Annotated in this window: 7 protein-coding genes; 2 read left to right on the top strand and 5 right to left on the bottom strand. The window is 69.0% G+C overall.

The annotated features are described in order from the left end of the window. Window positions 1-554 precede the first annotated feature (554 nt). The 3 genes from DB30_RS15395 to DB30_RS15385 form a co-directional block, all read right to left on the bottom strand. Window positions 555-1,106 (bottom strand): SRPBCC domain-containing protein, encoded by a 552-nt coding sequence (locus DB30_RS15395; RefSeq protein ID WP_165703780.1) that lies wholly within the window; start codon window positions 1,104-1,106, stop codon window positions 555-557. A gap of 487 nt (window positions 1,107-1,593) precedes the next feature. Continuing rightward, a complete protein-coding gene (locus DB30_RS15390; protein WP_146659057.1) occupies window positions 1,594-2,331 on the bottom strand; it encodes a tetratricopeptide repeat protein in 738 nt (245 codons plus the stop codon). A 382-nt stretch (window positions 2,332-2,713) separates the two neighbouring features. Next, window positions 2,714-3,727, bottom strand: a complete 1,014-nt coding sequence (locus DB30_RS15385; RefSeq protein WP_165703779.1) for a hypothetical protein — start codon at window positions 3,725-3,727, stop codon at window positions 2,714-2,716. A 650-nt stretch (window positions 3,728-4,377) separates the two neighbouring features. Here DB30_RS15385 and DB30_RS15380 point away from each other — a divergent pair. Continuing rightward, window positions 4,378-4,659 (top strand): transposase, encoded by a 282-nt coding sequence (locus tag DB30_RS15380; RefSeq protein ID WP_146659053.1) that lies wholly within the window; start codon window positions 4,378-4,380, stop codon window positions 4,657-4,659. Window positions 4,660-4,897: 238 nt separating this feature from the next. Here DB30_RS15380 and DB30_RS15375 read toward each other — a convergent pair whose 3' ends face one another. Further along, a complete protein-coding gene (locus DB30_RS15375; protein WP_052549531.1) occupies window positions 4,898-6,577 on the bottom strand; it encodes a hypothetical protein in 1,680 nt (559 codons plus the stop codon). A gap of 134 nt (window positions 6,578-6,711) precedes the next feature. Next, window positions 6,712-17,403 (bottom strand): tetratricopeptide repeat protein, encoded by a 10,692-nt coding sequence (locus DB30_RS15370; RefSeq protein WP_052549529.1) that lies wholly within the window; start codon window positions 17,401-17,403, stop codon window positions 6,712-6,714. 517 nt (window positions 17,404-17,920) lie between these two features. Here DB30_RS15370 and DB30_RS15365 point away from each other — a divergent pair. Further along, window positions 17,921-20,539 (top strand): M16 family metallopeptidase, encoded by a 2,619-nt coding sequence (locus DB30_RS15365; protein ID WP_052549527.1) that lies wholly within the window; start codon window positions 17,921-17,923, stop codon window positions 20,537-20,539. The last annotated feature ends 383 nt before the right edge of the window (window positions 20,540-20,922 follow it).

Below are 20,922 nucleotides of genomic sequence, written 5' to 3'. Positions count from 1 at the left end.
TCCCCGCCCGTGAATCATATTAGCGAATGTTGCGCAGATTTGGTGACGCGGACTTCGCTCCGTTGCCACTGAAAATCCGGTAAGCGCCCCTGCGCATCGTCAGCACCAGATGGTGGTGGTTCGACATCACGACAAACGCGTCAATCGCCAGCGGCCATGGACCGCCGGGCTCACTCGCACGAACCGGGCCAAGCTTGGGCAGCCCGATGCCACCAACTATCGCTACGCCCGAGACATGGCCGGAGCACGGAAGTCTAGCTGCGCTTGCGGGGCACTCGGGGATCGAAGAGTACCGCCAATACCAGTAGGGCGAGCGCGGGCCACGGGGCGTAGGCGGTCCGGTGAAACATCGCCATGGGGCGATCAGCGATCACCTGTTCCGACAATGGACTTATACGCGATATCGTGGTGACCAACCGGATCCCATGACTCTGGGCCACAAGGTCGACCTCGAAGATCGCTTTCTCGAGCGCGTGCACCTCGTGGAGCAACACCCCTCCTGCGCAGCCCACCTTCCACGCGCTCGGTCATCGGGCTGTCTCGTCACCCGGCTGTCAGGGCGGAGCGCCGGCCCGACGCTCCGCCTCAGCGGCCAATGCCGCTGTCTCGCTCGCCAGGCCCTCGCTCATGGCGGCGCCGTACTTGCGAACCGCCATGCCACGCGCGGCGCCACCGAGCGTCAGTGTGACCCGAAGCGAGGTCCCGCCATCGGCACGCGCCTCCAGAAATCGGCAGCGCTGCGCCTGGACCAGGCCGACTTGCCAGCCCGCGTCGCGCCAGCACAGGACCGCTGGGGCCTCGACCCGCACGACGCGGTGCTTGGCGGTGCGCAGTGGTTCGTCGCCGAGCCGGACCTTGGCGTTGACGCCAGCGCCTGGCTCGAGCGGCCCGAGCTGCTCGGCCTCGACCAGCCACGGGTTCCACTGGGCGTAGGCCTGAAACTCGACCAGGGTCGCCCACACGAGCTCCGGCGGGGCGTCGATCTCTGCGCTCGCTTCGTACTCGATCACCTGCCCCTTGGGGAGCGCGGCATCGTGAGCGCAGCCCGTCGCCGCGAGGCTCGAGCTCAGGAGCGTAGCGAGGTGCAGGGCCATACTCCTGGCCATGAGCATGGATCGTTCACTTTGGTGAGACATCGATGAGCACGCACTCGGTCTTGCTCGGACAGTCGGGGCCGAGCATGTCGCACGAGAAGGCATAACAGTGCGGTCCCCGATAGTCGCGCAGATCCAGATCATGGCCGTACAGGCCGCTCGATGGACCCTCGACTCCAGATCTCCCGCGTTCGCCCGCGGGCTTGCCCAAGACGAGCACGCCGCGGACAAGACATCCGATGCGGGGCTGTGGGGTGCGCGAACGTCGCGATGACCCGCGCTCGACGTGCTTGTTGGCCGGCGAGGCGCATCGCGGACGGGTCAGCGGCCAGACAGACCCGTTCGGCGCGCTGTCGCCCCGAGCTTGCGCAGCTTTGTGAGCCCAGGGCACGGCTCGACCATCACGGCCCGTTCAGAGTCGGGTCGTTCACGCCGCGAAGTCGAGCTCGAGCTGACCAGTTGGGGCCGGCCTTGACCGCGGAGGCGGACGGCGTTCGGGTCATTTTCGGACCAGCTCGCGGACGTGCTCCAGAATGAGATCGCCCCACTCGGACTCATTGCGCCCATGGCACTGCTTGGCCAGTCCGATCATGTCACACTCGCGGCCACAACACCGGATCCTACCGCTAGCAAAGTCTGACATGTCGGGGTCGGGCAGCATCGTCCGGACGAACTCTTGGAACTGTTTGAATTCTCGGGAGGTCCACTCCGGTGCCCAGCCTGGCAGCTCGAACTGCACGCGCTCTCCGACCAGGGCCGCGAACGCTTCTGTGTGACGGATGAGGTCGAGGTCGGTGTCGTCTTTCATCGCCTGGACTGCGGCGTCATCGAGACCCAGACCGATCCCCTGCTCGATAGCGTCGAGGGCTTGCTCGGGCTGCCCGAGCTTGCAGAGCACGCAGGCGGCGTTGTGATAGATGGCGAGGTTCTCCGAAGCGACCCGCAGCGCCCGCTCGACGACCGCTTGTCGTTCCTCGGGCTCCCCGTGAAAGTTGGCCAGGTAGCACACATTGTTGTGAGCTCGGAGCCACAGCTCTTTGTCCACCCGGTTGGTGGGTTGTGGTCGCCGTGTGATGACGACGAGGCCCCGAAACGCGAGGAGCGGGCGCGTGTACATCAGGTCGAAGATCGGAGGAGCGAGCCCTCGCACGCCCTCGGTTCGCGCCGTGAGGGTGGCCTCGATTCCTGCGGCGTCTTCGTCGGACAGCGCGGCAATGGTGGAGACAAGGTCGGACATCGAGGTGATCATACTAGCGTCCAGGCCCCCGGTCGCTGCCGGAGGAGTTCAACAACTTCATCGGCTACTGCCGTGCGTATAACGCCAACAAGTACGGCATCCAGGTCCACGCCGCCGTCATGATGTCGAACCGCTACCACGTCGACCTCACGGACCCACGCGGCGACCTGGTCGCCTGGAAGCGGTTGTTCAACAGCTTGCTTACCCGCGGCATCAACGCTCATCGTGGCCGCTTCGACACTGTGTGGTCCGGCGGGACGGCGTCGCTGCGAAGCCGCCCCGCCGGACCTCTTCTGGGTATCTCGGGCTGGCTGGCTCGAGCCAGCCCGCTCGAGCCAGCCCGATTTGATTCACACGCGAGTCACCAGGTTCCGACCCAAGCTCAGACGCACTCCTGCAGACCAAAGTGGCAGCCGTTGATGCAGTCCGCGTTGAGCGAGCAGGGCGAGCCCGCCTCACCAGTCTGACACTTGTCGTTGAGATCCGAGCAGTACGGAGCAGCCTCCGAGCAGTCCGTGTCATAGTCACACGGGTCTCCAACCTGGCCCGCCGAGCACTTGGCTAGCGAGCACAGCGGCGCGCTCATGGAGCAGTCCGTATCGTACGCGCACGCGTCACCGGCCTCACCGAGTGAGCACGCACCCAGCGAGCAAAACGGCGCGCTCCCGCAGTCGCCGTCATAGCCACACACGTCCCCGACGTCGCCGGGCGAGCAGACGTCCCCGATCACGCACAACGACGCCGCTGGCGAGCAGTCGCCCCACCCCTCGCAGGCGTCACCCTCGGCGCCGGCCGAGCACTCCCCGAGCGAGCAGTAGGCTGCCGCCGGTGAGCAATCGCTGTTGTAGAGGCACGCGTCTCCGACATCGCCCGCCGAACACAGGCCGCCCGAGCAGTAGGGGGAAGACTCGCCACAGTGGCTGTCAGAGCTGCAAGCATCCCCAACCCCGCCGGCCGAGCACTCGCCGGCGAAGCAGACCGGCGCGGCCATCGAGCAGTCACTGTTGTAGACACAGTCATCCCCGGCCTCGCCGGCCGAGCACGCACCGTCCGAGCAAAAGGGCGCCGAGACGTTACAATGCGAATCGTAGGTGCAAGGGTCACCCACACCCCCATCCCAACAGGTGCCCGCGAAGCAGCGGTTGCCAGAGTTCGCGCAGTCCGAGTTGTAGTCGCAGGGATCGCCGTCGCTGCCGTCCCAGCACTGGCTGTCGACGCACGCAGGCGCGTCGACCGGGCAGTGCGCGTCGTAGGTGCAGCTCTCACCTTCGTGATTCTCGGGGAGCGGCGCCTCGGGCTGCTGGATCTCGCCGATCTCCTCATACTCTTCGAGCAGCGGCTCGGAGGTCATCGGGTCGGTGTCGTCGACCATGCAACTGGTCCCGAGGGCGACCATGAGACCAACCATGAGATGCGTCGCAGAGAATGGGCGGGTCAATGTCCCAATCCTGATGTTGCGGTACGGTGCGATTTTCATGCGGACACTCTAGGCAAGTGTCTACTAAAAGACAACAGTTAACTTTGCGTACATTTTTCTACATCGCGAATGAGCCAAGCCCCCGTGCAGTCAAGATGACGGCGCTTGTCGCCAACGTGCCCTCCAGGTGCCACTCAGGTGCCACTCATCGCACTTTCGTGAACCGGCAGCCTATCGCGCCTGGCAATCAGTGCCACCCGGGGCGCGAATATGACCACTGGAAACAGTATTCATGCCAGGCGCCGCTGCCTCTGTTGTCAATGAGGGATTATCCCTACATCTTTATCTCTGTCGTCGTGGCAAGCGCCGAGATCGCCAACGAGCGGGAGGCGATCGGCCGAGTCTGGCCACCGTTGGGCTCGGGTCGCGGGCCCACACGCTGCCCAGCTCGCCGCCGTGGATGAGCCAGCGCACCTAGTGCCGCACGCCCTAAGTCCGCTCCGGGTCATGTCCGGCACTGAGCAGTGTCGCAGCTCCTAGCAGTACGCCCGTTGCCGACGTAGACCAGCTTCTCGACCGCGAACACGGGCGCGACCTTGGGCGCGGCGGCGAAGCTGTCGGCGGGCGCCATGCTGATCAAAGACATCGACGTCATCCCACGATTGCGAACAATACCCGGCGTCGGCGAACTCGTGTCCGCAAACATCTATTATGCGGCGGTCGGTGATATCACTCGCTTCCCGAGCGCACGCAAGCTCGCTGCGTATGCAGGCCTGGTACCGACAGTCAGCCAAAGCGGTGGTCCTACAAGGATCGGTCACATCACCAAAGAGGGGTCGGGCGAGCTACGTGCGATCATGACTCAGGCCGCGCACATTGCCTCATTCCCCAGGACGAAGATTTCCCTTTGACCCGCACCATGGAAGGACATCCGATGCGGGGTCGCGGGGTCGCGCAATAATCGCGCTCGGCGTGCTTGTTGGTCGACGAGGCGCATCACGGACGGGTCAGCTGCCAGACAGACCCGTTCGGCACGCTGTCGCCCCGAACTTGCGCAGCTTTGTGAGCCCAAGGCACGGCTCGACCATCACGGCCCGTTCAGAGTCGGGTCTTCACGCCGCGAAGTCGAGACACAGGCGGAGCGGCGAACTACTTCGTCGCCTCGGCTGGCGGCTCGGGCTCGGGCTCGGGCTCAGGCGGCTTCGGCGGCGGATAGACCACATCAGGCCCAACCGTGACTGGCCGGCCCCGCATCAATGAGCCCTCTTCGGTGCCCTCGAACCCAACCCGCACAAACGCCAGCTCCCCGGCCCCGTCCTTGCTGGCCTTGCCGACCAAGCGGATCGTCAAGAACGTATCCTCGGGGTTCTCGAGAAAGCGATCCTTCGGCTTAACCTTCTTGTCCTTAACCGGCTCGATGCCGGCCGGCACGCGAAAGTCAGGCAGCTGCGCCAAGAAGCGCTTGCCCTTGCGCTGAAACTTGGCCTGGCCCTCGTTCTCGCCCTCGATCGCCACCGACTCGGGCTCGATCAGCCCCTTGTCGAGCGCATCACCAGAGACCTCGACGTAGAGCCCGGTCTCGGCTGGCCCGCCAACGCTGACGGCATTGAGGGCGATCTCGAACGGCCCAGCGGTGGTGAACGCCCACGCGTCGTTGGGTTGGTTGGGGTTGAGGCTCAGGCGCGGCGCTTGGGTGATGATCCGCGAGCCGTCGTCGACGGGCTTGCCGTCAGCCCCGACTGGCTCGGGGGGCGGCGCGATCTCGGCCTCTGGGATCTCGGCTTTGTGGGCCGCACCAGGGGCGGGGACCCGCGAGAGATCGAATTCGCTGATCGTCCACGACCGCGCCGACTTGGCGGTGCCGCGCACGATCTTTTCCCCGCCCGCGAGCAGGAACGCCAAGCCGTCGGCGGTGGGTCGCAGATGCACCTGCGCGCCCGCGAGCCCCGGCGAGAGCTCGAGCTCGGTGTGCGGCTCGAGCTCGTGGTCGAGCACGACCAGCTTGCGATCCTCGAACAGCGCGAACACGTTCGGGCCAGCGATGGCGATCGGCCCGATCTTCTTGGCCGCGAAGGTACGGTGGGCGATCAGCTTGCCGTCGTCGCTGAACTCGCAGATCGCCGCGCTCGCGTCGGGCTTGCAGACCGCCACCAACACCCCGCGCGCGGTCGCGGTCGCGGCCATCGTCGTGCCCTTCTCTTGCGGCGCTCGCAGGACGCAGGCGAAGCCCTCGGGGTCCTGCTTGGGCCCCGGCCGCCGCAGCACCCCAACGACCGCGCTGGCGGCGTCGTAGACCGTGTAGGCGTGGGCGTTGGCGTTGATCGAGAGCAGGTCGGGATCGGTCGTCCAGCGGGTCTTGCGACTCCACGGGGCCTTCTCCCACAGCAGCTCGTCGGGCCACTCGACCTTCTGCGGCTTGTCGCTCTCGTACTCGCGCTCCCACTTGCCCTTGGGATCCGCGGGCGGGCTGCCAAGCACGATCGAGGTCAGCGCGCGGGCCTTGGTGCCGGTCACGTAGGCTGCGAACACGCGCTGACCGTCGGCCGACGCGAGCGCGCTGATGTCCCACGGGAACTTGACGCTGCTGCGCTTGGGGCCGAGCGCGGTGCGGACCAGCTTGCGATCCGCGCTGATCGTGAACGCGGTGGAGAGCGCCGGTTCGACGGCGAGCGGCCGCGCGCGGACGAGCGCGGCTTTGCCCTTCTTGGCCGGGAGCGGTCCGCCAAGCTGCTCGGTCGCGATGACCAGCTGTATGTCGTCGCCGCGGTGGATGCTCAGGCCTGCAGGGCCCACCACGACGTCGACCTTGCCGTCGGTCCAGACGCTCATGGGGCGCCTCGTCGATCCGCGGGCGTGTTCGGCGTGTTCGGCGTGTTCTCGAGCATGGTCTTGGCGGTGCGCCCTGGCCCATGCCAGAACGACTCGCCGCAGTCATAACACGGACGCGAGGGCCTCAAACAGCCTCACTCGAGCTCGATGTCGTCGAGCTCGACGTCGTCGAAGTCGCCGCCTTCGAGATTGAGCTCGACGTCGTCGAGCTCGGCGAACTCGTGGTCGGACAACGCGAGGGGCTCGGCCGCCTGCTGGGCCGCGTCGGGTGGCGCGGGTGCGGGTTTGACCGGCGTGGCGTGCTCGCGCTGGTCGCCGTCATCCGGCTCGGGCAGGTCAGCCACTTCGAGCACCTCGACCAGCTCGAGCGCATCGTCTGGGTCCGCCGGTTCGGCGGCCTCGGTCGGCTCGGCGAGGTCGATGTCCGCGAGGTCGTCGATCTCGGCGAGTTCGATGTTGGCGAGGTCCCCGACGTCCGCGAGCTCCTCGACGTCCTCGATGTGATCCGCGAGCTCCCCTACATCTGCGATGTTGTCCGCGAGCTCCCCGACGTCCTCGATGTGATCCGCGAGGTCATCCGCGATGTCGTCCGCGAGGTCCCCGAGGTCGTCGATTTCGGCGAGGTCCTCGATATCCGCGAGGTCGTCGATGTTGGCGAGGGCCTCGATGTCCGCGAAGTCCTCCGCGTCGACGAGGTCGTCGGCGATCTCGGGCTGCGCTGGCGCGGCCTGGCTGTGCTGGCGCGGCGGGGGAGTCTCAGCCCCAGCCTCAGTCCCAGTCCCAGCAGGGCTCGGTGGTGGGGTCCCAGCCACGGCAGCTCGCACAGGCGCTGCCTCCGCGGGCCGGGACGCGGCCGGACGCGGCCGAGGCGTCGGCCGCAGCGCGGGGCGTGGCCCCGAATCCTGGCGTGGCCTCGAATCCTGACGTGGCGCGCCCTGGCTCTTGCTGGCGGGCGACGACCGACGAACGGGGCGATCTACGGCAGCCACGGGCGTGGGCACGCGGGCGACGGCGTCGCTGAGTGCCACGTTGATCGGCGGGCAGGGGATCCGATCGCCGGGCGCCGCGTCGCCATCGATCACGTAGCCAAGCTGGCGGCGCGCGTCGGCGTAGGCTCCGCTGACGACGAAGGCAAGCAGCGCGCGGATGTCAGCGTTGGCCTCTACGCGCGCGCGGAGGTCTTGCTGGCCGTCGCCGCCAAGCACCGCGAGCGCGGCCTCGATGTCGCCGCACACGAGCAGACCGACCCGATCACCCGCGCGACGGGCCCACGTCCGCAGAATTCGACTGTCGAAGGTCTCGTGCTCGTGCTCTTTGAACGCCGTACCGATCTGCCGGGCCACGCGGATCGGCAGCTTGCGGGCCAGCTCGTGGCCGAGCTTGCTCAGCGGATCGCTGGCGTTGCGGGCGGCCTGCTTGCGCTGGCTGTGGCGGGGGTGCAGGGCCAGCAGGATCGCGGAGGTGATCGTCGCGAAGCTAGGGCTGCTCAGGCCCGCGACCATCACCACTTCGGGGCGCGTGTAGTACAGCGCCCGGGCCAGCGCGAACTCGAGCATTGGACGCTGCTCGTCGCCAGCGGCGGTGGCTCGCGGCCCCGCGACGAGAATGGGCGGCAGCTGGCAGCGGGCCCCGATGAGCTCGCTTGGCTCGCTGGTGTCGGTGACCAGCGCGACCTTGGTCTGGCCAAGCCGGCGCAAGACCTCGCGCCAAGCCTTGGACAGCGTGTTGTCACCGAGCGGAGACACCCGCGCGGTGGGCTCGAACTCGAGCCGGCCAAACTGCTCGCCGAGCAGGGCTTGGCCCGACTCCCACACCTGCAGGAGCGCGTCGGCCATGCCCGCGGTGCCGGCGTGGGTGTGGAGCTCGCCGGTCACGCTGGTGACATCGAGCTCGTGCGTGTCTGGGCCCAGGACCTCGGCGTGGGCGCTGATGAATTGCTTGGCCTCGTCGTCGCTGGGATCGAGCAGCGCGATGACGGAGTAGAGCGCGCGCGCGCGCTGCAGCTGGGTGGCGGCGACGCGGCTGCGCGCGAGGGCCCGCAGCGAGGGGAGGTAGGTTGGATCGAGCGCGAGCAGCCCGTGGTGATTGCTGATCACCTTGTGGTCGCTGGTGACCTTGCCGGCCTCGGCCAGCCGCTCGTACAGACGCGCGAGCTGCTTGCGGTGGACAATGCCGAACTCGACCTGACCGTGCGCGTGCCCAGCCTTGGACAACTTGGTTGCGAGTCGCGCGGCGTCCTCGAGCGAGGCGGCGGCCTCGGCGGGGGCGGCTTCGAACTGCAGCGCGCCAAGCCGGATCAGCAGGGTCACCCGCGCGGCGAGATCCTCCTCGCTCTCTTGGCGATTGCTGGCGTCGGCCTGCTCGCGGGCTTCGCTGGCGCGCAGCAAGAAGCCCGAGACCAAGGGCTGCAGCTCGTCGGTGCGGCCGGCGGCCTCGAGCACCTCGGCCTTGGCCAGGACCGCCGCCGAGGACATGGGGGCCAGCTCGACCGCACGATCGGCGTAGTCGTTGGCCACCGCGAGGCTGGCGGCTGCGTCCGCTGGCTGATCGGCGTTGGCGTTGGCGTCGAGCTCGGGATCGGGATCGGGCTCGGCGGCCGTGGCACCCATGAGCGCCACGCGGACGCCCTCGAGCAGCAGCTCGAGGCGCTGCTCGTCGGTGCTCTCGCGCAACAACAGGCGCTCGAGGCAGCGCAGCGCCAACGAGGGATCGTGCGGGGCCGCAGCCCTGAACGCGACCTCGAGCTGCGCGCGATCCAGCACCGGCGTTGGGCTGTCGGACACCAAGACCAGGCCCATGCGCACGTTCTCGAACGCCTCGCGCTCGAGCTCGGCGATCCGCGAGCGTCGCTCGCTGTCGGTCAGCTCGCGGCCGCCCTCGGTCTCGCTGACTTCGCCGTCCACGACCATCTGCGCGGCGTTGTAGTAGAGCATCCCCGCGTCGACCCAGGCCGAGCCGCGCGCGAAGGGATCCTCGATCACCTCGGCGAGGCGCGAGGCGTACTGCGCGGCCAAGATGACGTCGCCGCGATCGCTCGCGCACGGAATGATCGCAGCGAGCGCCCGATGGTTGCGAGGATCGAACTCGAGCGCGCGCTGCAGCCGAGCTTCGGCCTGGTCGCCACCCTTGCTCTCGAGCTCGCACTCGCCCCCGATCGCGTGGATCTCGGCGGCCAGCTTGGCGTCGCGCGGGCTGAGCACGAGCGGTTGGGCCAGCTCCTGCTCGCGGGCCTCGAGCCGCTGGTCGAGCTGGTCGACGGCCGTGAGCACGTCGCGGTGGCGCTTGGCGGCCATCCGGTTGCGGACGACGGCCAGGCGAATGGCGAGGTCGTCGCCGTCGTGGCGCAGGGCGGTGGTCAGCCGTCGGTAGGCTTCGCCGCCGCGGTCCGAGGCCTCGAGCACGCGGGCGAGCAACAACAGACCCTCGACGAGGTGGGTCTGATCCCGGACCAGCGTCAGGGCCTCGACGGCGCTCTCGAGCTGCTTTTCGGCCTCTGCCAACGCGCCCGAGTCGAGCAGCAGCTCACCGAGACCCAGCCGGGCCTCGGCGTGATCGGGGTTGGCCTCGAGCGCGGCTTCGAACCGGGCCCGCGCGGCTGGGACGTCGCCGGTGGTCCGGTAGGTGATCCGGCCGATCTCGGTCAGCAGCCGGGCGCGGATGTTGTCGCCGCTGAGCTCCGACAGCTGCTCGTCCATGAACGCCGTGGCGCCGTCGAGATCGCCGGCGTCGATCCGCACGCGGACCAGCCCTTCGATCGCGCGGGTCAGACGAGTCGCCCAGGCTGCGACGTGCTCGGGGCCGCGGCCGTGCTCGTTGGCGGTCTCGCGCTTGGCGTCGGCGAGGATCCGGCGGTAGGCGGCCTCGGCCCGCTCGGGCTGGGCGAGGCGGCGGCGCGCGATGTCGGCGGCCTCGAGCACGCCGTCGGGCTCGCCAAGCCGCTCGAGACCGTCGACGAGCATGGCGTGATCGTTGAGCGCCCGCGCGAGCTTGGTCCGCAGCGCGATCAGCTCGTGGTCGTTGGGGCTGAGCTCGAGCGCGCGGCTGATCAGCTCGAGCGCGGCCGCGTGACGCTTGCCCTCTTCATGCAGGACCCGCGCGAGCGTGAGGCTGAGGTTGCGAATCCGCTGGCGTGCGGGGCCGTGCCCGTCCGCCTGAGGCTCCGCGAGCTCGGCGTGGAGTCGCTCGACCCGCTCGCGCAGCAGGGTCACCCCAGCCTCGAAGCGATCCGTGCGGCGATACAGCCGGCTGAGCCCAAGCGCGACCTCGTCGTCTTCTGGGGCCTCGACCGTGAGCTGCTCGAGGGTCTTGGTCGCGGCGATCTCATCGCCAAGCCCTTCTTGCAGCGCGCGCGCCTTGACGACCAGCAGCTTGACCCGCGCGGCTTGGCGCGCGGCGTCGTCGATCGTCGTCGAGTTCGTCACCCGCTCGAGCCGCGCGTCGAGGATCGGCAGCAGCTTGTTCCAGCGCGTGGTCTCGAGGTACAGGCGCTGCAATTCGATGAGCGGGCGCTCGTCTTCGGGGCGCAGCTCGCGATAGTCGATCCAGGCATCGATCGCCCGATCGGGCAGGGCCAGGCGCTCGCTGTAGACCTCCGCGATCGTGGCGAGGTTGTCCGCTTGCGCGTCGGGATCGAACAGCGACTCGTTGGTGGTCCGCAGCGCGTCGATCGCCTGCGGCCACTCCTCGCGGCGCAGCAGCAGCGCGGCCACGCTCGCGGGCACCTCGGAGCGCTCGGGGAAGTCGCGGGCCAAGAAGCGCAGCAGCTCGAGCGCGTCGTCGCCCCGGCCGGTCTCTTCGTAGAGCACTGCGAGGTGCATGGTCCGAGCCACGCGCTCGGCGTCGTCGAGCTCGCGGCGCTCGGCGTTGAGCAGATCCGCGTAGGCCTCGATGTAGTCCCCGCGTCGCTCGAGCTGCTCGTAGATGACCAGCAGCTTCTCGAGCGCGCCGACGTGGGCGGGGTTGACGGCCAGCACCGCGCGGTAGCGGGCCTCCGCCGGCTCGAGCGCGTCGGTGAATTCGTGGAACGCGGCGATCCGCAGGTTGAGCGAGACGACGTGCTCGGGCAGCGCGGCCTCGTTGAGCAGCTGCTCCCACGCCCGCAGCAGCCGCGGCCGCGCGCCGTGCCGGGTCGCGAGGGCCTCGAGGCTGGCCACGCTCTGCGGCTCCTCGGGGATCAACAGCAGGGCCCGCTCGTGGCACACGAACGCCCGCTCGACCAGCTCCGCGCCCTCTTCCCACAGCCGCGAGCAAGCCAGGTGAACCTCCAGCTTCTCGAGCTTGTTGGCGGTTGGCAGCTCGGCGTAGGCGAGGGCGAGCTCCTCCCACGCGCTCGCGACCTTGGGTCGGCGCGGCAGCACGGGACCGGAGATCGCCGGCAGCTTGGGCAGCCCCTGCGCGAGGTCGAAGCCGTTGTCGTGGGCAACGTCGAACGCCGGGCGACCGGCCTGGGCCTGGTTGGCGAGCGGCTTTGGCAGCGGGATGGTCTTGCTGCCAAACCGCTCGGTCGCCGGGTCCAGCGCTGGATCCAGCTTGCCGGGGATCGAGCCCTTGCGAGCCTCGCGGTGGGCCTTGCGAGGATCCGCGAAGTTGCCGATCTCGCCGCTGACCGACGCGGACTCGAGGTCGGCCGAAGACACCTCTTGAATGTCGCGGACCCCGGTCTCGACGCCGTCGAACTCGTCGAACTCTTCGATCTCCTCGAATTCTTCGAGATCGTCGATGAGCTCGACGACCGAGTGCTCGCTGGCGCGGGCCAGTGAGGCCGCTGGGTTGGTAGCGATCGACGAGATCGAGGAAATCTCTTCGACCCGCGAGATCTCGATGATCTGCGAGACCTCCGAGATCACCGAGTCGATCGTGATCACCGAGTTTGGCGAGTGGACCGAGTTGGTCTGCAGGTTGTCGATCAGCTCCACGCGCGAGAGCTCCTGCACGACGGACTCGCCGCTGGGGATCTCTTCCACGCGCGAGACCTCCATGACCTTGGACTCCTCGCTGCCCATGGGCGCGACCGCGGTCAGCTCGTCGGGGGCGCCGGCCGAGTGCGGGTCTTCGTACTCGGCGACGATCGCCTTGGCCGAGTCGGACCCGCCGGGCGGCGTCAGGTGCTGGGGGTCCAACCGGGCCCGCGCCCACAGCTTGCGATCCGCGAGCTCGGGGGTGGGGACGACCGGCATCAGCATGGGATCGTTGGGCAGCGCGGGCCCGGCGTAGGACCCAACGGCCCCGGCGAGGCGCCACAGATCCGTGTGCGGTTGGCCGAGCGGGCCCTCGCGCGGCGGCAGCGTGGGCCCCCGGCGCCAGGCTTCGAGCCGGGCCCGCAGGGCGTACTCGGACCGCCCGAGCATGTTCTCGTAGAGATCGGCGAGCTCGGTCAGCAGCTGCGCCTGGCTGGCGTTGTCGGTCGCTTGCTCGAGCTCCCACGCGGGGATCAGCGTGAAGCAGTGCCACAGGCCGTAGTGCGCCGCGAGGCGCTCGGCCTGCTCGCGCGCGTGCAGGTCGAGGCCATCCAGGGTCAGGACCCGCAGCCACTCTCCGAGCGCGCCGGTGCCATCGTCGAGCCGTCGCTCGCGTAGCTCGGCGCGCTGGATCAGCAGGGCGATCCGCTCGGCGTCGGTCCTGGCGTCGGCGTAGAGCAGCGTCATCGCGCGCAGCTCGACGAGCGCGCCAACCTTGACGCCATCGTGGGCGCCGTTGGCCGCGTCGGCGTCAACGCGGGCCGCGAGCTCGCGCAGGCGCGGCAGCAACACGTCGCCCTCGCGGTCCATGGTGACCCCACGCAGCAGCACGCGCATCGACGAGATCGGATCGTCCAGGCGCTCATCGACGATCCGCGCGGCCTCGGCGAGGGCGTCGACGGCCTCGAGCCGATTGTCCTGCGCGGCCATGTCGTGGGCCAGCTCGGCGTAGTGCTCGGCCAGCTCGCGCCACAGCTTGTTGCCCTCGGCCAGGTTGATCGCCATGTCGAGCGCCTCGTCGGCCAGCGTGACCTCGCGCCCGCGCAGGTCCTTCCAGGCCCGGCGCAAGGTCGCGAACGCAGCGCGAGGATCGTCGAGCTTGCGCTCGTGGATCCGCGAGATGGCACAGTAGGCGTCAAACCGACCGAGCGAGCCGTCGGCGTGCTCGAGCCGATGCTCGGCCAGGGCCAACAACGCGTCCCACAGCTCGTGGGATTCGGCGATGTTCTGCAGCCGCCGGCTGACCTCTTCGTCGTCGGGGCTGATCTGCAAGGAGCGCTGCAGGTAGCCAACGGCCCGGCGCGGATCCCCAAGCTCGTTCTCGGCGATCTCGGCCGAGCCGATCATGCGCTCGACCAGCTCGAACTCGTCCGCGAAGGTCTTGCGCTCCAGCTCGCGCTCGGTGACCTCGAGCAGCAAGGTCCACAGGCCGTAGGCCTCGGCGAGCTTGCGCAGCCGACGAAAGCCCTGGTCGAAGTCCAGCTGTTGCTGGCGGGCGATGAAGTACCCGCGGCGGGCCCAGGCAAACGCGCGGTCCGAGTCCGAGAGGTGGTCTTCGGCGATCCGCGACGCTTCCGTGCAGATATCCAGCTGGCCGGCGATGTCGCCCATCTCTGCCAGCCGATTGATCCGCAGCTCGTCGATCTCGAGCAGCTCTTTCCAGGTCCCGTGGGCCTCGGCGAACTGCTCGATGTGGTCGCGCAATTCGGGGTCGGTTGGATCGATGCCGCTGGCCCGACGCAGCAGCTCGAGCGCCCGGATCCGGTCGCCGATCCCGAGATCCGCGATCTCGGCCATGCGCCGCAAGGTTGCGATCTGTTGATCGGGATCGTGGGCGACGAGCTCGAGCTTGGCGGCCAGCGAGCGCAGGGCGTGCTCGAACTCGCCGAGCTCTTCTTGCAGCTCGGCGAGCTGGGCGTGGCCCTCTGGATCTGCCGGGAATTCTCGGAGCCGCCGCTCGGTCACCCGCATCGCCGCGCGCTTGTCCTCGAGCGCCTGCCAAGCCGAGACGACCAGACCAAACAGGTAGATGCGCTGGTCTGGATCGCTGGTGCCCAGCAGCAGCAGCTCGGCGTGGGCGATCAGCTCGTGGCGGCTGTTGGCGAGGCGATGGGCCTCGAGCAGCGCGTAGTTGACGTTGCTGTCGCCGGGCCGGAGCGTGTGCGCGATCCAGGCCAGGACCTCGGCGGCCTCGGCCGGCTCGTCTGCCTGCGACAGCAGCTGGGCCTGCTCCCACGCGAACTCGAAGCTCTCGTCTTCGTTGTCGGCGATCTCGCGCAGCTTGCCCAGGATCTCCGTGAGGCCCTCGTAGTCCTCGTCGATCCGATAGAGGTTGGCGAGGGCGTCGAGCGAGCGGCGGTGATCCGGACGGATCTTGATCACGCGCTCGTAGGCCGAGCGCGCGAGCTCGGGGTCGCCAAGGCTGGACTCGGCCAGGTAGCCAAGCCGCTGCAGATAGTCGAGCTGGCGGATGATCGGGGTCTTGCTTGCGGCCGCGGCCTTGCCGAGCAGCTCGGCCAGCTCCTCGAACCGGCCGGCGCTGTCGTAGACCGCGACCATCTTGTCGATGACCTCGAGGTTCTCGGGCTCGAGGTCGAGCAGCCGCGACCAGTAGTGGGCCGCGCGATCGCGATCTTGCAGGCGGCTCTCTGTCACCCGCGCGAGCCGGCGCAGCAGCTGGGCCTTGCCGCTGGCCTTGCCAGTGACCTTGTGTTCGCGCTCGAGCGCGGCGACGAGCAGCTCGAGGTCGTTGCTCTCTTGGGCCAGCAGCTGCAGCCGGTGCAGGGCCTCGAGGTCGTTGCCGGTCAGCGAGAGAATTTCTTCGCAGGCCCACATTGCCTCGGCGGGGGCCGATAGATCGTGGTGCCACAGCTCGGCCATGCGCCGCAGCAGCGAGACCCGCTCGGTGTCGCTGCGGGCAACCTCGTACTGCTGGCGCAGCAGCGCGATCACTTGGTTGTAGTCGCCCGCGCGGTCGTACAGGGCCGTCAGCGCCCGGGTCGCCTGCAGGTCCTCGGGCGCGATGTAGAGCATCTCCGAGTACAGCTCGATCGCCCGCTGCGGGTTGACCTGACGGTCGCGGTAGATCTGCGCGAGCCGCTTGATGATCTCGAAGCGCTTGCGCGGATCCTGGGCGCGGGCGAGCTCGGCCTCTTGAACCCGCACCATGTTGTCCCACATGCGCGTGCGCTTTTGGATGCGCGACATCTGCTCGCGCGGCTGCGGATCGTGGGGGTAGGCCTGCGACATCCGGGCCCACGCGTCGACGGCCCCGTCGACGTCGCCCAGCCGGCGCTCGCAGATCTCGGCGAGCTCGATGAACTCCTGGGCGAACGCGTTGTCGTCGAGCGGGCTGGGGTGCCCGGCTCGGGCGGCGTCGGTGGCCTGCTCGATCTGGTAGAGCACCAGATCGCGCAGCGCCCCCCAGGCTTGCTTGCGCCTGAAGTGCTCCTTGTAGCCCTCGAACGCCTCGGCGTCGAAGGGCTCGCGCTCGAGCACCTTGAAGTAGAACAGCGCCGCGCGCTCGTGATCGTCGAGCTCGATGTGAAACACCTTGGCGGCCTCGAGCAGCGAGGCGGTCGGGATCGCATCACCGAGCTGATCGATGCGCCACTCGAGCAGGGCCGCGAGCGCGGTCCAGTCGGCGCTGTCGCGATACAGCCGCTCGAGCGCCTGCCATGCCTCGCCGTCCGCGGGCTGAAACCGGCCGGCTTCTTCGTAGCAGACCCGGGCTTCCTCCTGCCGCTGCAGCCGCTGATCCAAGTTCTCGGCCCGGCGCAGGAGCACGTTCACGCGGGCCGGCGGCTGCACGTAGGTCAGGACCTGGCGGTAGTGCTCGTCGAGCTCCATCCAGTGGCCCTGCTCGGCGAGCACTTCGGCGTACATCTGGCCCGCGTCGAAGTGATCGGGCCGCAGGCTCAAGGTTCGCCGCAGCAGCTTGAGCGACTGCTGCATGTCACCGGCTGCCCGCGCCAGCTGGGCGGCCTTCAAGAAGATGCTGGAGGCCTTGGCCATGCCCTCGTCGCTGGCCTTGCCCGAGCCGAGGTACAGGGTGCCAAATGCGTGAAGGGCCTCGAGGCTCTGCGGCGTGGACTTGATCGCGGCCTGCAGGTGCCGCGCGGCGCCGGCGAGATCTTGATGTTGATCCGACGCGATCCGAGCCAGGCGCAGGTGCAGCTCGCCGATCCGCGCAGCCACGCCCGGATCGCTGGCGTAGCTCGGGTGGGCCTCGAGCTGTGAGAGCTCGGCCTCCATCAGCCGCGACGCCCGCTGCCACGCGCCCGCCGACATGTGCAGATCGATGAGCTGATCGCTGGCTTCCGCCAGCATGGGATCGTGCGCGAGCGCCTGCTCGTAGTGCTCGACCGCTTCACCGATCGCGTGAAAGTGTTGGCGCTGCAGCTCGGCGTAGCCGTAGTGCAGCCCGGCCAGCAGCGAGGGTTGAGCCCGGCGCGCCCACGCCATGCGCCAGCGCAGCAAGGTGGCCAGCTCTTGGTGCCGATCCATGCCTTGGTAGGCCAGGTACAGGCGCTCGTAGGCTTGGTTGTTCTCGGGCTGGGCCAGCAGGACCCGGGCCAGCGCGTGGTTGGCAGCCTCTTGATCGTTGACGCGCTCGGCGAACAGCTCGTAGGCCAGCGACGCGAGCTCGGCGACCTTGGCGTGCTTGTCGATCTCGCCGGCGATCGCGGCGGCGTGCTCGACGAGCAGCTTGGCCATCGACGACCAGTCGCCGATCTCACGCAGCTTGCGGCGCGCTCGGGCGAACGCGCGCTCATCACCGAGCTTGGCGCGATAGTCCTCGAGCGCCTCCGCGTCATCGTCCGCCCGAGCAGGGAGAGGGCAGGGCAGGGCAGAGTCGAGGTCGGCCATGGTCAAAGCTGCGCGAGTGCCAGGGGCTGGGGCGGTGTGAAGCCAGCCCTGTGGGCGGGCACACTACCACGAGGATGCGCGTCGCGAACGGATTGCGAGGGTCCGTGATCGCTGGGGACCCGGGCCAGGTGCGCTCGTGACGGTCTGCCCAGATGTGAGCCAAGCGGGCGTGGCGGATCAGGGAGATCGGACCGCGGGTCATGCCGGCGCGCCCAGGCAGCTCCGTCGGGACCGACCACCCCCGCCGCGGGCCGAAGCGAACGCACGCGCCGCGGTCCTCGTGGGGGCCCACAGCGAGCGCTGGAAGCCAGGCCCCGTTCCCGCTTCTGGGCCTGCTAGGGGCCCACACATGCGATAGCGAACAAATGGCCCCGAGCCGCGAAGCGACCGGTGGCGAAGCGGCCGCGGTCGGCGAAGTGCAAAGGTGTCTGCGGGGGTCTAAAACGAGCCTCGCATGGGTCGTGAGCGCAGCCAACATCCAGCCGATCGAACGCATCCAAGCCCGGCTGTGCAACCCGTGTCCCTGCGACTCGACAACGGCGTGTGGGTCCTGGCCTTGCCCACGCCCGCGCCCGCGCCGGGCTACCGCGGGGTCGTATCGCTGCAGCTGTGGATCGCGGCCGGAGCCACGGGTGAGCGAAAGCGTGAGCACGGCTGCGCACACCTGCTCGAGCACATGGTGTTCAAGCCGATCTCCTCGCCGGGGCTTGGGGGCGCCCCTGCGGTCAGCCGTGATCTCGCCGGTGTGATCGAGCAGCTCGGGGGTGACGTCAACGCGTTCACCTCGCACGACGAGACCGTGTTTCACGCGACCGTCCCCGCTGACACCTTCGTCGAGGCCCTCGAGGTCATGGTCGACTCGCTGATCGGCCGCGCCTTCGATCCCGACGAGCTCGCCCGCGAGCAAGAGGTGGTGGTCGAGGAGATTCGCCAGTACGCCGACGATCCATCCGCCCGCAGCGTCCAGACAATGATGGCGGATCTCTACGCGGATCACCCCTACGCGCGCCCGGTGCTCGGGGAAGAGTCCGAGGTTCGCGCGTTGACAGCCGGGACCTTGCAGGGTTGGGCCCGCCGTCAGCATCGGGGCGAGCGCGTGGTCTTGGTCGTCGCCGGGCCGCTCGCGTTCGACCACGTCGAGGCCCACGCGCGCCGCTTGCTCGGCGATCTGCCCGGGGGTCGTCGCGCTCGCAGCCGCCCGCGCCCCTCGCCGCTGCCGGCCCCGCGTGTTCGGGTTCTGCGCGAGGACGTCCAAGAGGCGTATCTGCGGCTGGGCTGGCAGGGCGGCGACGCGCTCGCGCTCGAGGGCGTGGCCCTCGATGTCGCCGCGATCGCGCTGGGTCAGGGCGAGTCGTCGCGCCTGGCGACCGGCCTGCGACGCCGCTCCCGGCTGGTCTCGGACGCCTACGCCAGCTACCTCAGCGGCCTCGCCAGCGGCACCTTCATGATCAGCGCCCAGGCCGACGCCGACGCCGTCGAGGCCGCGACCGCGGCCGTGCTCGACGAGATCGAAGCGCTCGCCCGCGCGCCGCTCGAGCCCGAAGAATTCGCCCGTGCGCGGGCCTTGTTGCAGAGCTCGCTGGTCTATCGGCGCGAGACCGTGCAGGGCCAGGCCCACGCCTTGGCCTACTTCGCCGCGGCCAGCGGGCGGCTCGGGGCCGAGGCCGCGTACTTCGAGATCCTCGCTGGGCTCACGCCCGAGCACGTACGCGAGGTGTGCGCGCGCTTCCTCGCGCGAGAGCGCAGCGCGATCACGATCTTGCTGCCCCGCGCCCGGGTCGACGCGCGCGCGGCCAAGGCCATGGCCCGCCGGATCCTGCGGGGCTGTCAGGCCAACGCGACGAGCGTGCGCAAGATCCTGCGCCAGCCAGCCAAGCGCGACGCCCTCGGGATCTGGCACGCGACCCATCGCAGCGGCCTTCGGATCGTCGCCCGCCCGGACCCCAGCTTGGGGATCGTCGCGGCCTGGCTGGTGTGGCCCGGCGGACTGCGGCTCGAGGCTGCGCGCGACGCAGGCATCTCCTCGCTGACCGGCGCCTTGCTCAATCGCGGCAGCGCCTCGCGTGACGGCGACACCCTCGCCCGCGAGATCGAGGGCCTCGCCGCCGTGCTCGACGGCTTCTCTGGCTACAACAGCATCGGGCTGCAGACCGAGAGCCTCGCCGAGCACTTCTCGCCCGTGCTCGCCCGCGCGTTCGAGTGCGCCCTCGATCCCAGCTTTGCGCCCGACGAGATCGACGAGGCCCGCCGGATCGTCGTCGCCGATCTCGACGCCGACGCCGACGATCCCGGCCACCTCGCCTACCGACAGATGCTGGCTGATCTCTACGGGGCCCACCCCCATGGCCGCGACCTCCGCGGCAATCACAGCAGCCTGGCCCGCTTCGATCACGCCAAGATCGCCCGCAACTGGTCGCGCCACTACCCGATCGGTCGCGCGGTCCTCTCGCTCGCTGGAGAGTTCGATCTCGACGTCGTGATCAACCAGATTGATCAGCACCTCGACGCCCGCGGGGCCGAGCCCAACCCCGAGGCCCCCGGCCAGATGCCAGCGTGGCCCGGCGGCCCGCCAAAGTGGCCCCGCCGCCCGATTGAGCGGCTGATCGAGCGCGAGCGCGAGCAGGGCCAATGCGTGATCGGCTTCCCGGGTCTCCCGCTTGGCGACCCAGCTGGCGCCGCCCTCGATGTGCTGTGCGCCGTACTTGGCGGCCAAGCCGGCCGCTTGTTCGAGTCCCTGCGCGAGCGCGAGGGCTTGGTCTACCAAGTCAGCGCGAGCTCGAGCGAGCACATCGACGCAGGCCACGTGGTGTTTCACGCGGCCGCCAGCCAGGACAAGCTCGACGCGGCCCGGGCCGCGATCGAGGTTCAGATCGCCCGCATTGTTGCGGAGCCGATCACCGCCAACGAGCTCGAGCGAGCCAAACGCTGGCTGGTCGGACAATTCGAGAGCGGACTGCAGCGGCGCAGCCGGGTCGCGTCGCGCATGGTGTTTGGGGAGGCATACGGCCTGGGGGGGAGCTACTACCTGCGCTACCCGGAGCGGTTGCAGGCGGTGGATCGCGAACAACTGCAAGCACTGGCGAAGCGGCTACTGGATCCGCGTCGGCAGGTGACCGTGCTCGTGCGCTGTCCCTGAGCTCTGACGATGGATGAGACGGTGGATGTGACGGCGGGCAGCCCGGCGGGCTCCGAGGGTCCCTCGGAGCGAAACCACTCACCGCAGGCATGTGGTGTGTCGGTCTTCTGGTAGTACGAGTGACCGTCAGCGCTTCGATTGAGTCTAATACGCCGTGAATTTTCGCTCCGAGGGACCCTCGGAGCCCTGGTTGCCGGGCCGTCGTTTTGCAACCGATGGCGCCGCCGCGGTCCGAGCCCATGCGTGGCAGGTGACCGTGCTCGTGCGCTGTCCCTGACTAAGACGGTGGATGCGGCCGTGGATGAGACGGTGGTTGTGACGGCGGGCAGCCCGGCGGGCTCCGAGGGTCCCTCGGAGCGAAACCACTCACCGCAGGCATGTGG

Source organism: Enhygromyxa salina, assembly GCF_000737335.2.
GTDB classification, from domain to species: domain Bacteria; phylum Myxococcota_A; class Polyangia; order Nannocystales; family Nannocystaceae; genus Plesiocystis; species Plesiocystis salina_C.
This window is presented reverse-complemented; position numbering and strand designations above follow the sequence as displayed.

Excerpts from the sequence above, each read along its gene's own strand:
- DB30_RS15395 (WP_165703780.1), bottom strand. The coding sequence starts at position 1,106 with ATGGCCAGGAGTATGGCCCTGCACCTCGCTACGCTCCTGAGCTCGAGC.
- DB30_RS15390 (WP_146659057.1), bottom strand. The coding sequence starts at position 2,331 with ATGTCCGACCTTGTCTCCACCATTGCCGCGCTGTCCGACGAAGACGCC.
- DB30_RS15385 (WP_165703779.1), bottom strand. The coding sequence starts at position 3,727 with ATGGTCGCCCTCGGGACCAGTTGCATGGTCGACGACACCGACCCGATG.
- DB30_RS15380 (WP_146659053.1), top strand. The coding sequence starts at position 4,378 with ATGCTGATCAAAGACATCGACGTCATCCCACGATTGCGAACAATACCC.
- DB30_RS15375 (WP_052549531.1), bottom strand. The coding sequence starts at position 6,577 with ATGAGCGTCTGGACCGACGGCAAGGTCGACGTCGTGGTGGGCCCTGCA.
- DB30_RS15370 (WP_052549529.1), bottom strand. The coding sequence starts at position 17,403 with ATGGCCGACCTCGACTCTGCCCTGCCCTGCCCTCTCCCTGCTCGGGCG.